Here is a 14,305-nt window from a genome sequence, read left to right on the forward strand (position 1 = left end):
GGTGCCGACGGACGGCCTCTGGCGGACGGCCTCCGGCAGCCGTTAACCTGACCGCGCCTCACGTTTGATTCCCCCCGATCAGGAGGCCGCTGTGCCGTCCGCACGTGATCGCCAGGCCCGTGTCGCCACGTACGTCGTCTTCGGCGCGCAGGGTCTGTCCCTCGCCACGCTGCTCGTCCAGATCGCCGGCCTCCAGGCCAAGCACCGCCTCGACGAGGGCTCGCTCACGCTGCTGCTGCTCATCGTGCCGGTGTTCGCCGGGGTCGGCAGCGTGGCGGCCGGGGCGTTCGCCGCCCGGCTCGGGAGCCGGCTGCTGCTGCGGATCGCGCAGCCGGTGGTGGCCGTCGCCGTCGTGCTCGCCGCGCTCGCCCCCGACGTGCCGCTGCTGGTCCCGGCCCTGCTGCTGTACGCACTGGCCGTGGGCGCGGTGGACGCGGGCATGAACATGCAGGGCGTGGCGGTCGAGCGCAGGTACGGCCTCCAGGTGCTGAACGGGTTCCACTGCGTGTGGAGCGCGCTCAGCATGGCCGGGGCGCTGTGGGCGTCGGCGGCGGTCGCGCTCCCGCTGGAACTCGTCATGGCGCTGCCGATGCTCCTCGCCGTGGCCGGCTCCCTGTACGCCGGCCGCGGCCTCTACACCCCGGCGCAGGAGCGGTCCGAGACCGAGACCCTGGCGGCCGGCGGCTTCCCGTGGCGGCCGATCGTCCCCCTCTGCCTGGCCATGGCCTTCCTGTACGTCGGCGACGCCGCCGTCTCCAACTTCAACACCGTCTACATGAGGGACGTGCTCACCGCCGACCCGTGGGTGATCCCGCTGGCCTACGCCGCCTACCAGGCCACCACGCTGATCGTCCGGCTCGGCGGCGACCTCGCCGTCAGGCGGTACGGCCCGGCCGTCATCGTCAGGATCGGCGGGGTGCTCGCCACGCTCGGCTTCCTCGGCGTCGTGCTGGCCCCGAACCAGGTGCTGGGGCTCGTCGCCTTCGGGCTGACCGGGGTGGGCCTCGCGGTGGTGGCGCCGCAGTCGTTCTCGGCGGCGGGACGGCTCGACCCGGCGGGCACCGGGGTGGCGATCGCGCGGGTGAACCTCTTCAACTACGTCGGCTACATCGTGGGCGCGGCCCTGGTGGGCGGCATCGCGGACGCGGCCGACATGCGGGTGGCGTACGCCGCGCCGCTCGTGCTGGCCGCCGCGATCATCGTGCTGGCCCCGGGCTTCGCACCCAGACTCGCCACCACCACCTGACCCCCTCGAACGGCCCCCAGCCACCGCCCGAACCCCGGCCACCGCCTCAGCCCCGGCCGCCGCCCGAGTCCCGGCCCGCTCGAACCGGGCCCTTGCGCCAAGCCCTCATCCCGGGTTCAGCCCCGTGCCCGCACCTCCGCGACCTCGACCGGGCGGCCCTCACGCAGCGACAGGTCGGCGGCCTCGGCCACGTAGAGCGCCTCCAGCGCGTCCTCGATCGAGCACGGGCTCCGGTCGCCGCGCAGGAAGGCGTCGATCTCGGCGCGGTAGGCGGTCTCGAAGCGGGCGACGAAGTCCGGCCAGGGCTCGTCGAGGCCGGGCAGGTCCTCGGTGGTGTGCAGCGGGGCGCGCGGGCCGAGGCCGACGGCCTGGGTGCGCCGGGTGCCGGCCAACTCCATGCGCACGTCGTAGCCGCCGCCGTTGTACCGCGAGCCCTGCAGGGTGGCGAGCGTGCCGTCCTCCAGCGTCAGCAGCGCGGCGCTGGTGTCCACGTCGCCGGCCTCCGCGAAGAACGCGGCCCCGCGGTTGGCCCCCTTCGCGTAGACCGACACCACCTCGCGGCCGGTCACCCAGCGCAGGATGTCGAAGTCGTGGATGTGGCAGTCGCGGTAGATGCCGCCGGACAGCGGGAGGTACCCGGCGGGCGGCGGGGCCGGATCGGCCGTGATCAGGTGCACCCGGTGCAGTTCGCCCAGCTCACCCGCCCGCAGCGCGTGCGCCGCGGCCACGTACCCGGGGTCGAACCTGCGCTGGAAGCCGATCTGCACCCGGTTGCCCGCCCGCGCCGCCAGCACCTCGACGGTGTCGGCCACGGTGCCCGCCACCGGCTTCTCGCAGAAGGCCGGGATGCCCAGCGCGCACGCCTTGACGATCAACTCGGCGTGGGTGCTGGTCGGGGTGGCGATGACCACGGCGTCCGCCTCGAACGGGTCGCCCGGCCTGCCGTGCGGCGAGGTGCGTACGGGGTCGGCCACGATCAGCTCGTCCACCAGGGGATGCGCGGCCAGGGTGGCGGCGTGGAAGGCTCCGATCCGGCCCAGCCCCAGCAGTCCCACACGCATGACACCCTCCGGTCCGGGATTGCTCTCTTTCTAAGCGAGCGCCTCTCCTTCAGTCAACATCTTGTCCTGACATTCGGACTTTGAGCCCGCGTACGGCCTCGGCCGCCTTGTGCGCGGGCAGCCGCGCGAACCCGACCACCACGGCCTGCGGTCCGGGCAGCTCCCGCATCGGCCCCACCGACTCGGCGGACAGGCCCAGCTCCCGCGCGGCGCGGGCCGTGCGCCGCTCGTCCCAGCCGGGGGGCAGCTCCAGATACACGTGCAGCCCCGCCTCGATGCCCCTGACCCGGATCTCGGGCAGTTCCCCGGCCAGCGCCCCGACCAGGGCGTCCCGGCGGCGGCGGTACTCCCTGCGCATGCGCCGCAGGTGCTTGTCGTAGCCGCCGGTACGCAGGAAGTGAGCCAGCGCGTACTGCTCGATCACCGGCGAGCCCAGGTCCAGCTCGCCGCGCGCGCGGCGGATGGCCTCGGCCAGGTCGGGCGGCGCGGCCACCCAGCCGAGCCGCAGGCCGGGGGCGAGCGCCTTGCTCACGCTGCCGGACAGGATCACCCGGTCGGGGGCCAGGCCCTGGAGGCAGCCGACGGGGTCGCGGTCGAAGCGGAACTCGGCGTCGTAGTCGTCCTCCAGGATGATCCGGTGGCCCGCGTGCGCCCACTCCATCAGCGCCGCCCGGCGCGCCGGGGAGAGCACCACGCCGGTCGGGAACTGGTGCGCGGGCGTCACCAGCACGGCGTCCGCGTTGAGCGCGCGCACGTCGATGCCCTCCTCGTCCACCGGCGCGGGCACGAGGTGCGCGCCCGCCCGCCGCAGCAGCGGCACCTGACGGTGGCTGGTCGGGTCCTCGATGCCCAGCCGCAGCGCGCGCCGCTGGGTCAGCACGTGCAGGGCGAGGCTGAGCCCCTGCGCCACGCCGCCCACGATGACGAGACCCTCCGGGCGCACGTCGGCCGCGCGCACCCGCCTGAGGTAGGCGGACAGCTCTTCGCGCAGCTCAGGCACGCCGCCGGGGTCCCCGTAATCGAAGGCGTCCGACGGTACGGTGGTCAGGACGTGCCTCACGGCCGCGAGCCAGCGTTCACGGGGGAAGTGGCCGAGGTCGGGGGAGGTGGGGCGATGACCGTAGAACGAAGGGCGCGCCTGGGTGTTCGACGCCCGGCGGTCCCGCTCGGCGGGCTCGCGCGGCCTGGGCGCGGGGCGGGCGGCGGTCCTGGAGGTGACCCGCGTGCCGGCGCCCACCTTCGAGACGAGGAAGCCCTCGGCCACCAGTTGCTCGTACGCCTCCACGACCACGCCCCTGGAGACCTGGAGGTCGGCGGCGAGGTCACGGGTGGCGGGCAGACGGGTGCCCGCCGTGAGCCGGCCGCCCCGGATGGACTCACGCAGCTCGGTCGCGATCTGCCCGGCGAAACCACCCGTTCCGCGATCGATCCGGATGTGGAGGTCGGCCATATTGGTCCTGTCTTCCGGCGGCATATTGGACTGTTTGCGCGAACCATCGTCTCTCTAGCATCCGTCGCATGAGAAACGGCATCGCGGGGGCCGCCACCGCCATGTTCCTGATCGGAACACTGGCCGGCGTGTCCGGGTTCGTCGGCGACTACCCCATCTACGGCGGCCAGGCCGTTCGCTACCTCGTGGCCTCGGTCATCCTGCTCACCATCACGTGGCTGCTCGGCCTGCGGTTCGTCCGCATGACGCCGCGCGAGCTGCTCTGCCTGGTCGGGGTGACGCTGCTGGGCATGGTGCTCTTCAACGTGTGCGTGGTGGAGTCCGCCCGCGCCTCCGGCCCCGCCCTGGTCGGCACCGTGCTGGGCACCGTGCCGCTCGCGCTGGCGCTGGCCGGCGGACGTCCCGCGCCCCGGCTGCTGCTCGGGGCCGGCGTGGTGGCGACCGGGGCGACGCTGGCCGCGGGGCTCGGCAGCGGCAGCGTGGAGAGCCTGCTGTGGGCGCTGGGCGCGCTCGTGGGCGAGGTGAGCTTCTCCCTGCTGGCCATCCCGCTGCTGCCCAAGCTGGGGGCGATCCGGGTCTCGGCGTACTCGACGACGCTGGCCGTGCCGATGCTGGTCGTGGTCGGCTTCATCGACGCCGGGACGGACCTGGTCAGAGTGCCGACCCTGCCCGAGGCGCTCGGGTTCGCCTACCTGGCCCTCGTGGTGACCGTGGTGGCGTTCTTCCTCTGGTACAACTCGCTGCCCAAGCTGGGCCCGGGGCGGGCCGGGCTGTTCGCGGGGCTCATCCCGGTGGCCGCCATCATCACCGGGGTCGTGCTCGGGGTGGCGATGCCGACCGCGTACGACCTGCTCGGAGCCGCTCTCGTGGTCGTCGGCATCCTCATCGGCCTCAGCGCGCAACGGTCGGGCGCGAAGGCGGCCGTCCGGCCGTCCGAAGCCTGACCGGCACCGCCTCCTTTCAGTGCGCGTAATCTCTTGGGGCGACCGAAAGGATGGACATGGCCGACTTCGACTACACCGACCTGCTGCCGCTTGGAGCCGACGAAACGGAATACCGGCTGATCACCTCGGAGGGGGTGCGGAAGGTCGAGGCGGCCGGGCGCACGTTCCTCGAAGTCGACCCCGAGGCGCTGCGGCTGCTGACCGAGACGGCCGTCCACGACATCTCCCACTTCCTGCGCGCCTCCCACCTCGCCCAGCTCAGGAAGATCGTCGATGACCCCGAGTCCAGCGGCAACGACCGCTTCGTCGCCCTCGACCTGCTGAAGAACGCCTCCATCTCGGCCGGCGGCGTGCTGCCCATGTGCCAGGACACCGGCACCGCCATCGTCATGGGCAAGCGCGGACGCCACGTACTGACCGACGGCGACGACGCCGCGCACGTCTCGCGCGGCGTGTACGACGCCTACACCAAGCTCAACCTGCGCTACTCGCAGATGGCCCCGCTCACCATGTGGGAGGAGCAGAACACCGGCAGCAACCTGCCCGCCCAGGTCGAGCTGTACGCCGAGGACCCCCACGGCCACCCCGACGAGTACAAGCTGCTGTTCATGGCCAAGGGCGGCGGCTCGGCCAACAAGTCGTTCCTGTACCAGGAGACCAAGGCCGTGCTCAACGAGAAGCGCATGATGGCCTTCCTGGAGGAGAAGATCCGCTCGCTCGGCACGGCGGCCTGCCCGCCGTACCACCTCGCCGTCGTCGTGGGCGGCACCTCCGCCGAGTACGCCCTCAAGACCGCCAAGTACGCCAGCGCCCGCTACCTCGACTCGATCCCCACCGAGGGCTCGCCGTCCGGGCACGGGTTCCGCGACCTGGAGATGGAGGCCAAGGTCTTCGAGCTGACGCAGAAGCTCGGCATCGGCGCGCAGTTCGGCGGCAAGTACTTCTGCCACGACGTCCGCGTCATCCGCCTGCCCCGGCACGGGGCCTCCTGCCCGGTCGCCATCGCGGTCTCCTGCTCCGCCGACCGCCAGGCGCTCGCCAAGATCACCCCCGAGGGCGTCTTCCTGGAGAAGCTGGAGACCGACCCGGCCCGCTTCCTGCCCGAGACCACCGACGAGCACCTCTCGGACGACGTCGTCCAGATCGACCTCAACCGGCCCATGCCCGAGATCCTCGCCGAGCTCACCCGTTACCCGGTCAAGACCCGCCTGTCGCTCACGGGCCCGCTCGTCGTCGCCCGCGACATCGCCCATGCCAAGATCTCCGAGCTGCTCGACGCCGGCGGCGAGATGCCGCAGTACCTCAAGGACCACGCGGTCTACTACGCCGGCCCCGCCAAGACCCCCACGGGTTACGCCTCGGGCTCGTTCGGGCCCACGACGGCCGGGCGCATGGACTCCTACGTCGAGCGCTTCCAGGCGGCGGGCGGCTCGATGGTGATGCTGGCCAAGGGCAACCGCTCCAAGCAGGTCACCGAGGCGTGCCGGCAGTACGGCGGCTTCTACCTCGGCTCCATCGGCGGCCCGGCGGCCCGGCTGGCCCAGGACTGCATCAAGAAGGTGGACGTGCTGGAGTACCCCGAGCTGGGGATGGAGGCGGTGTGGAAGATCGAGGTGGTGGACTTCCCCGCGTTCATCGTGGTCGATGACAAGGGCGAGGACTTCTTCACCGACAGGACCGGGCCGGTGCTGTCGATCGGCCGCCGCTGACGGCCCCGCCGCGCGCAAGGGCGAGGGGTGGCGCGCAGGCCGCCCCCGCCCGGCTCGGCAGGCCCCGGCGACGTCAGGCGCCGGCGATCGCGCCGCCGCCAGGCACCCGGCGCTCGCTCACGCGGCCACCGGAGCCCGGTGCGGCGCCACGACCGAGCCGTCGGGCAGCAGCAGGCCGGTGTCGTCGAACAACACGACGCCGTTGCAGAGCAGGCTCCAGCCCTGGTCGGGGTGGGCGGAGATGACGTGCGACCGCTCACGGTCGGGAGAGTCGGCACTCGGGCAGACGGGGTTGTGACAGCACATCGCGCACCTCTCAGACGGCGCTCCGGTTCGCGGACTCAAAAGGGCAGTGTTCGCCCCGACGGCGTGCGAAGATCCAGCGTGGCAACGGTCGGCTTGCTCGGCCGGCGGCGAACCCGGGTCTGGCGCATCCTCATCACGTCCTTCAACGGTCAGGCAACAGGGCCATGCTCGGATGGTCTTCACTTCACTGGACGGGACCTCGTGTGCCGCTCGAAGGCGCTCGCCTTCTTCGCCTGCCGTAACCATGCCCCCGCCCCCTTACGGCACCCTTACAAGTGGCTGACCTCGCCCCTCGGTTCCTGCCAGTCAGCCTGCCGCATCGCGGAAAGTCCCGTACCTGGCATCATGCACAAATATTCGGCAAGTCGTTGTGCCGATCGGCACACATGTGCGATGAACTGCGCAAACATCTCGGCCCCGGTTCCGGCCGGCACCGCGCCGCCGGCCCGCACAGATGCCCGGACGCCGCCGCGGGCCCCGCGCCCCGACCGCGCCGGGGATTGCCGCCCCGCCGCGTGGCTCGACGTACGGGGTCGCGCGCACCACGTTCGGTACCTCGGCGAGCCGCTCCGGGCCGCGTCGGACAAACCGCGGGGTTCCCCAACCGGGACGATGTGACCAGGAGGTTTGCTGACGTGACGAGTCAGGCGGGTTGACTTAAGTTCGCAACAAATTATCGGCCCCGCCTCTACTGGTCGGTTTACACAAATAGGTAAGCTGCCTGGCATGCGTGCGCCCTCCGGTTACCTACTCGCCGCGCGCTACCGGCTTGTGGAGCCGGTTGGTCGCGGCGGCATGGGCACCGTTTGGCGGGCACATGACGAACTCCTGGACCGCGACGTGGCGGTCAAGGAGGTGCGGCTGCCCTCCGTGCTCGACGAGGAGCTGCGCGCCGAGCTGTGCGCGCGCACCGAGCGCGAGGGCCGGGCAACCGCGATGGTCGCGCACCCGTCGGTCATCACCGTCTTCGACGTCGTCACCGAGGACGACCGGCCGTGGATCGTCATGGAGCTGCTGCACTCCAAGTCGCTGGAGCAGCTCATCCAGGAGGAAGGACCGCTCCACCCCCGCAGGGCGGCCGAGATCGGCCGGCAGATCCTGGGGGCGCTGCGCGCCGTGCACGCCAAGGGCATCCTGCACCGCGACGTGAAGCCGAGCAACGTGCTGGTGACGGAGGACCGCGCGGTGCTCACCGACTTCGGCCTGGCCGCGCTCGAAGGTGACGTTTCCATCACCCAGGCGGGCATCGTTCTCGGGTCCGCGGGATACATCGCTCCAGAGCGCGTGCTCGGTTCGAAGGCCAGCCCCGCGGCCGACCTGTGGTCGCTCGGCGCGACCCTCTACACCACCGTCGAGGGCCGGGGCCTGCACGGCAGGCGGACGGCCGCCGCCGCGCTCGCGGCCCTCACCAGCGGCGAGCCGATCCCGATGAGCAAGGCGGGCCCGCTGGCGCCCGTGCTCGACGCGCTGCTCCGGATCGACCCCGCGACCAGGCTCGATTCCGTACGCGCCTCGCTCATGCTGGCCAGGGTGGCCGCGGGCGGCTCGGCCGAGGAGCCGCTGACGCCGCGCAGGCCCACGCGTGCCACGTCGTCGTTCCCGCTGCCGCAGCCCCCGTCGTTCGCGCGCCGGCCGACCCACCGCGGGCTGCACCGGGCCGATCCGCCGGCGGGCGCGGTGGACGTGCCCTCACCACGTCAGGAACGACCGCGCCAGGAACGCAAACCCGGCGAGGGCGTGCACAGGAGGCGTGTCGAACAGCGGCCGGCGCCGTCGGCTTATGCTCGTTTCAAAGCGACGGTGATAAAGTTGTGCCTTCCTCGACGGTTCTGGCCAAGAGAACTTCGCAAGCGAGGGTAAAGCACTTCCCAAGCGAGAATCGATATCTTCTTCTCATGCCGGAACAGCAGACACGCCTGCTCGCGGAGCGCTACCAGCTCATCGCCCCGCTCGGCCGGGGCACGATGGGCACGGTCTGGCGCGCCCGCGACCGCGCGCTCGGGCGCGAGGTGGCGGTCAAGGAAATCCGCCAGGACCCGGGCCTCACCGAGGAACAACGGGCCGAGCTGCGCGAACGTATGGTGCGCGAGGGCCGCATCGCCTCCCGGATCAGCCACCCGTCGGTGGCCTCGATCCACGACGTGCTGATCCACGAGAACAGTCCGTGGATCATCATGGAGCTCATCGAGGCCCGCTCGCTGGAGCAGGTGATCGAGGAGGAGGGGCCGCTGCCGCCGCGGCTCGTGGCGGAGATCGGCGTCGACCTGCTCGGCGCGCTGCGCGCCGCGCACGCCCAGGGCATCACCCACCGCGACGTCAAGCCGGGCAACGTGCTCATCACCGCGAGCGGGCGCGTGGTGCTGACGGACTTCGGCATCGCCAAGGCCGAGGGCGACTCCCGGCTGACGAAGACGGGCATGGTGATCGGCTCACCCGGCTACACCGCCCCGGAACGTGCCAGGGGCGAGTACACCGGCCCCGAGTCGGACATCTGGTCGCTCGGCGCAACGCTCTACTTCGCCGTCGAGGGGCGGCCGGCCTACGAGCGCTCCACGATCGCGGAGACACTGGCGGCGCTGCTGACCGAGAACACCGACCCGCCCACGCAGGCGGGCCAGCTCCGTCCCGTGCTCGACGGGCTGCTGAACAAGGACTATCGGCAGCGGCTCGGCGCTGCCAAGGCGGAGACCCTGCTGCGCATGGTCGCCGACACCCCCACGAGCGAGATGCCGGTGCTGACGGCCGAGGCTCTTATGGCGCAGGAGGCCGCTTTGCCTGATCCGTTCGCCGCCCAGAGAACCCCCGCGGGTTCCACTCCAGGCGGTCAGGGCGCCGCGGGTCGCGGGCCCGGCGGCCCACCGGCCCAGGGCCCCGGCGGGCCGGGCCAGCCGCCCGGGCAGCGGCCCTACGGGCCGGGGCCAGGTGGCCAGAACGGACCGCAGGCGGGCCCGCCCGGCGGCTACGGGCCGGGCGGCCCGGGAGCCCCCGGGGTGGGTCACGCCATGCAGGGAACCGGCGCGCCCGGCGCGCCCACCGGGCCGAACGCCTTCAACGGGCCCGGCGGCGGCTACGGCGGGCCCTGGCCCGGCGGCCCCGTGCCGGCCCGACCGGCGGGTCCCCAGGGCGGTCCCGCGTCGGGGCCGAACGACGCGCCGGGCACCGGGCCGGGTCCGCAGGGACAGGCCCACGGGCCGAACGCGCCGACCGTGCCGCAGTCGGCCGCTCCCGGCTATCCCCCGCCCGGGCAGCAGCAGCGTCCCGGCTCCCCGGCTGCCGGGCCGCACGGCGACGTGCCCGGCGAGGACGACTACGACCCCGAGCGCACGGTGAGCATCTCGCGTCCGAAGGGCCCGTTCCCGGCACCTGAGCGGGGCGGCCGGCCGCCGCAGCCGCAGCCGTCCGGCGACGAGGGCGCCCTCCAGACCACCCGCATCCCGAAGGGCTCACCGGGCCAGCAGGTCTACCCGGTGCCCGCTCCCCCGGCCGGTCAGCCCCGGCCCCAGCAGCAGCAGCAGCAGCCGATGATGCCCCCGCAGCCGCCGCCCCAGCAGGGCGGCCCCCGTCAGTTCGGCGGGCACGGCCTGGGTACCGACCTGTTCGCCATCGCGGGGCCGGAGGAGAAGAAGCCGGCGGGCAACCGCAACGGCATGCTGGTGCTCATGGCGGTGGCCGCCGCGGCGGCCGTGGTGATCGCCGTCCTCATCGTCGCCCTGTTCTCGAGCTGAGCCCCGCTCCGGGCCGGCCGGGGGGCCTTCCGGCTGTTCAGCCCGCCGTGGGTCAGACTGGAGGTCATGAGTGAGTTCCGGATCGAACATGACTCGATGGGCGAGGTACGCGTGCCGGCCGGCGCGAAATGGCGTGCGCAGACCCAGCGGGCAGTGGAGAATTTCCCGATCTCCGGACGGCCGCTGGAGCCGTCGCACATAGCCGCCCTCGGCCTGATCAAGGCGGTGGCCGCCGAGGTGAACGGCGAGCTGGGGGTGATCGACAAGGACATGGCCGAGGCGATCGCGCAGGCCGCCGCCGACGTGGCGGAGAACGAGCACGACGCCCAGTTCCCGATCGACGTGTTCCAGACGGGCTCCGGCACCTCGTCCAACATGAACGCCAACGAGGTGATCGCGACGCTGGCCGAGGAGCGGCTGGGCCGGCCCGTGCACCCCAACGACCACGTGAACGCCTCGCAGTCGTCCAACGACGTCTTCCCGACCTCGATCCACGTGGCCGCGGCCACCGAGGTGACCTTCCATCTGCTGCCCTCGCTCCGGCATCTGGCCGAGGCGCTGCGGGAGAAGGCGATCGAGTTCGACGGCGTGGTGAAGTCGGGGCGCACGCATCTGATGGACGCGACGCCGGTGACCCTGGGCCAGGAGTTCGGCGGGTACGCCACGCAGGTCGAGCACGGTGTCGTACGCGTGGCGGCGGCCCTTGAGCACGTGCTGGAGCTGCCGCTGGGCGGCACCGCCGTGGGCACGGGCATCAACACCCCGCCCGGCTTCGCGCAGGAGGCCATCGGCAAGCTGCGCGAGGCGACCGGCATCCCGTTCCAGGAGGCCGGCGACCACTTCGAGGCCCAGGGTGCCCAAGACTCCATCGTCGAGCTGTCGGGGCAGCTCAAGGTGGTGGCGGTGTCGCTGACCAAGATCGTCAACGATCTGCGCTGGATGGGCTCGGGGCCGCGGGCCGGGCTCGGCGAGATCAACCTGCCCGACCTGCAGCCCGGCTCGTCGATCATGCCGGGCAAGGTCAACCCGGTGATACCCGAGGCCACCGCCATGGTCGCGGCCCAGGTCATCGGCAACGACGCGGCGATCACGTTCGCCGGCGCGTCGGGCACCTTCGAGCTGAACGTGCAGTTGCCCGTCATCGCGCGCAACATCCTGGAGTCGATCAAGCTGCTGGCGAACGTCTCGCGCCTGCTCGCCGACCGCTGCGTCGCGGGGATCACCGCCAACGTCGAGCGTCTGCGCGAGTACGCCGAGTCGTCCCCGTCGATCGTCACCCCGCTGAACAGGTACGTCGGCTACGAGGAGGCCGCGAAGATCGCCAAGCAGGCCCTGGCGGAGCGCAAGACGATCAGGCAGGTCGTCCTCGAGCGCGGTCACGTGGCCGCGGGCAGGCTCACGGAGGAGCAGCTCGACGCCGCGCTCGATGTGTTGTCGATGACCCGGCCATGAGCCTGCCGCGGGCGGGCTAGGCGGCCGTCCGGGTGGCGTGGGCCCAGCGGGTGAGCAGCGACAGCGCCGCGCCCGAGTCGACGGCGTCGGCGGCCCGCTTGTGACCCGCGGCCAGGGCGGGCGTGAGCTCGGCCGCCGGCGGCGTGCCGTCGGCGGCCACCAGGGCGGCGGCGGCGTTCAGCAGGACGATGTCACGCACCGGGCCCCGTTCGCCGCCGAGCACGGCGCGGGCCACGTCGGCGTTGTGCCGCGCGTCGCCGCCGCGCAGGTCGCCGGGCCTGGCCCGGGGGATCGACAGGTCGAGCGGGTCGAAGGCGGTGGGGGTGACGCCGCCCTCGCGTACCACCCAGATGGACGAGGGGCCGCAGATGGTCAGCTCGTCGAGGCCGTCGTCGCCCCTGAAGACCAGCGCGGAGCACCCGCGCCCGGCCAGCACCCCGGCGATGGTCGGCGCCATCGCCGGGTGGAAGACGCCGATCGCCTGCGCCGACGGGCGCGCGGGGTTGGTGAGCGGGCCGAGGAAGTTGAAGACGGTGGGCACGCCCAGCTCGCGGCGCGGCCCCGAGGTGCGCCGCAGCGCCGGGTTGACGGCCGCCGCGAAGCAGAACGTGATGCCGACGTCGTCCGCGATCCTGGCCACGGCCGCGGGCGGCAGGTCGATGACCACGCCGAGTTCTTCGAGCACGTCCGCCGCGCCCGCCGTGGACGAGGCGGCCCGGCCGCCGTGCTTGACGACCTTGGCCCCCGCGGCGGCGGCCACGACGGCGGCCATCGTGGAGACGTTCACGGTGTTGGCGCGGTCGCCGCCGGTGCCGACCAGGTCGACGCACTCGCCCGGGACGCGGATCGGCACGGCCTTGGCCAGCATGCCCTCGGCGAGCCCGGACACCTCCTCGACGCTCTCGCCCTTGGCACGCAGCGCGACCGCGAACGCGGCGATCTGGGCGTCTGTCGCCAGGCCGGACATGATCTGCTCCATGGCCCAGGCCGCCTGGTGCGCGGTAAGCGAGGCGCCGTCGAGCAGCGTGGTGAGGATCCGTGGCCAGGTGGTGGTCATTGAGTGCCCCTTCATGTCTGTGCTCGACGGGGGGCCACCCACAACAACGGTGACGGCCGCCTCGTCGAGGCGGCCGTGTGCGTATCGCGTCGGGAGGTCCGCCTAGGAGGCGGGCCACCACTGTGCCGGATACGCGATCATGCCTCTCACCATAGCAGACGCACCGGATCCACATAGCTGGACGGCCAGCTATGTCGGCCGCGCCCATGCGTCCCGGGAGGGTGACGGCTTAGGGTTCGGAGTATGGCGAAGCATCTCACGGGGGAGCTCACCGGACGTACCGCGCTGGTGACGGGGGCGGGCGGCGGCATCGGGGCGGCCTGCGCCCGGCGGCTGGCCGCGGCGGGTGCCCGGGTGCTGGTCGTGGACCTGCGGGCCGAGTCCGCACGGCAGGTGGCCGCCGAGGTGGGCGGCCTCGCCGTGGTGGCCGACCTCGGCGCGCCCGGTTTCGTCGAGGCGCTGCCCGGCGAGCCGGTGGACATCGTGGTGAACAACGCGGGCTTCCAGCACGTGGCGCCGATCGAGGAGTTCCCGCCCGAGGTGTTCGCCACGATGCTGAAGGTGATGGTCGAGGCGCCGTTCCTGATCGCGCGCAAGGTGCTGCCCGGCATGTACGCCAGAGGCTGGGGCCGGTTCGTGAACATCTCGTCGGTGCACGGGCTGCGGGCCTCCCCGTACAAGTCGGCCTACACCACGGCCAAGCACGCGCTGGAGGGGTTCTCCAAGGTCGTGGCGCTCGAAGGGGCTCCGCACGGGGTGACCTCGACCTGCGTCTGCCCCGCGTACGTGCGTACCGGGCTGGTCGAGGCGCAGATCGCCGACCAGGCCAGGACGCACGGCATCGCCGAGGAGGAGGTCGTGCGTGACGTCATGCTGGCCCCCGCGGCGATCAAGCGGCTGATCGAGCCCGAGGAGGTGGCCGAGCTGGTCGGGTACCTGTGCGGGCCGGGCGGTGATTTCGTCACGGGCGTGTCGCTGCCGGTGGACGGCGGCTGGACGGCGAGGTAGTGAGCAAGCGCTTCCTGGAGTTGCTGGCGCGGGAGGCGTCGGCGGTCGAGTTCGAGGGGCCGATCATCGAGGCCAGGGCGGCCGGCGCGGACCCGGCCGCCATCGAGGAGCTCGAACGGGCCAAGGTCGAGGCGCTCAAGGTGCGCGACCTGCTGAAGCGGCGGGCCAGGCGCGAGGCCGAGCTGACGGCGCTGTACGACACGGCCGGCGACCTGGCGGCGCTGCGCGACCTCGACGCCGTGCTGGAGGCCATCGTGCACCGGGCCAGGCAGTTGCTGGCCACCGACGTCGCGTACATGACGCTGAACGACCCCGAGCGGGGCGACACCTACATGCGGGTCACCGAC

11 protein-coding genes and 1 pseudogene are annotated in these 14,305 nt (G+C 72.6%); 8 read left to right on the top strand and 4 right to left on the bottom strand.

Annotated features, from left to right (window positions below; translation table 11 throughout):
• Nucleotides 1-91 precede the first annotated feature (91 nt).
• Nucleotides 92-1,246, top strand: coding sequence for an MFS transporter (locus FAF44_RS15480; protein WP_237103849.1), 1,155 nt, complete (start codon nt 92-94; stop codon nt 1,244-1,246).
• Between the two features lie 116 nt (nt 1,247-1,362).
• On the opposite strand, the gene FAF44_RS15485 is transcribed toward FAF44_RS15480, so the two are convergent.
• Together FAF44_RS15485 and FAF44_RS15490 are read right to left on the bottom strand one after the other, a co-directional pair.
• Nucleotides 1,363-2,307 carry a Gfo/Idh/MocA family oxidoreductase gene (locus FAF44_RS15485; protein WP_237103850.1) on the bottom strand — a complete coding sequence of 315 codons (945 nt, stop codon included), beginning with the start codon at nt 2,305-2,307 and terminating at the stop codon, nt 1,363-1,365.
• A 49-nt stretch (nt 2,308-2,356) separates the two neighbouring features.
• Nucleotides 2,357-3,757, bottom strand: coding sequence for a PLP-dependent aminotransferase family protein (locus tag FAF44_RS15490; RefSeq protein WP_237103851.1), 1,401 nt, complete (start codon nt 3,755-3,757; stop codon nt 2,357-2,359).
• A 68-nt stretch (nt 3,758-3,825) separates the two neighbouring features.
• Between FAF44_RS15490 and FAF44_RS15495 the strand changes: the two genes are divergently transcribed.
• Together FAF44_RS15495 and FAF44_RS15500 are read left to right on the top strand one after the other, a co-directional pair.
• Complete coding sequence (locus FAF44_RS15495) at nt 3,826-4,701, top strand: DMT family transporter (RefSeq protein ID WP_237103852.1); 876 nt, start codon at nt 3,826-3,828, stop codon at nt 4,699-4,701.
• Nucleotides 4,702-4,757: 56 nt separating this feature from the next.
• Complete coding sequence (locus FAF44_RS15500; RefSeq protein ID WP_237103853.1) at nt 4,758-6,410, top strand: fumarate hydratase; 1,653 nt, start codon at nt 4,758-4,760, stop codon at nt 6,408-6,410.
• Nucleotides 6,411-6,527: 117 nt separating this feature from the next.
• On the opposite strand, the gene FAF44_RS15505 is transcribed toward FAF44_RS15500, so the two are convergent.
• The gene (locus FAF44_RS15505; protein ID WP_237103854.1) at nt 6,528-6,716 is read right to left on the bottom strand and encodes a DUF5999 family protein; all 189 of its coding nucleotides are present in this window, start codon (nt 6,714-6,716) and stop codon (nt 6,528-6,530) included.
• 726 nt (nt 6,717-7,442) lie between these two features.
• On the opposite strand from FAF44_RS15505, the gene FAF44_RS15510 reads away from it, so the two are divergent.
• The 3 genes from FAF44_RS15510 (at nt 7,443) to FAF44_RS15520 (ending at nt 11,893) form a co-directional block, all read left to right on the top strand.
• Nucleotides 7,443-8,576 carry a serine/threonine-protein kinase gene (locus FAF44_RS15510; protein ID WP_237103855.1) on the top strand — a complete coding sequence of 378 codons (1,134 nt, stop codon included), beginning with the start codon at nt 7,443-7,445 and terminating at the stop codon, nt 8,574-8,576.
• 35 nt (nt 8,577-8,611) lie between these two features.
• Nucleotides 8,612-10,441 carry a serine/threonine-protein kinase gene (locus FAF44_RS15515; protein WP_237103856.1) on the top strand — a complete coding sequence of 610 codons (1,830 nt, stop codon included), beginning with the start codon at nt 8,612-8,614 and terminating at the stop codon, nt 10,439-10,441.
• A gap of 66 nt (nt 10,442-10,507) precedes the next feature.
• Nucleotides 10,508-11,893, top strand: coding sequence for an aspartate ammonia-lyase (locus FAF44_RS15520; protein WP_237103857.1), 1,386 nt, complete (start codon nt 10,508-10,510; stop codon nt 11,891-11,893).
• 16 nt (nt 11,894-11,909) lie between these two features.
• Here the strand turns inward: FAF44_RS15520 and trpD are convergent, their stop codons facing one another.
• A complete protein-coding gene (trpD, locus tag FAF44_RS15525) occupies nt 11,910-12,950 on the bottom strand; it encodes an anthranilate phosphoribosyltransferase (protein WP_237103858.1) in 1,041 nt (346 codons plus the stop codon).
• 243 nt (nt 12,951-13,193) lie between these two features.
• On the opposite strand from trpD, the gene FAF44_RS15530 reads away from it, so the two are divergent.
• Both FAF44_RS15530 and FAF44_RS15535 read left to right on the top strand, forming a co-directional pair.
• Entirely contained in the window at nt 13,194-13,958 is a 765-nt protein-coding gene (locus tag FAF44_RS15530; protein WP_237103859.1) for a 3-hydroxybutyrate dehydrogenase, read from the top strand.
• Nucleotides 13,958-14,305 (top strand): annotated as a pseudogene (locus tag FAF44_RS15535) (diguanylate phosphodiesterase); the annotation flags it as partial. The gene FAF44_RS15530 and the pseudogene FAF44_RS15535, both read left to right, overlap by 1 nt.

The organism is Nonomuraea sp. MG754425, assembly GCF_021699195.1.
GTDB lineage: Bacteria > Actinomycetota > Actinomycetes > Streptosporangiales > Streptosporangiaceae > Nonomuraea.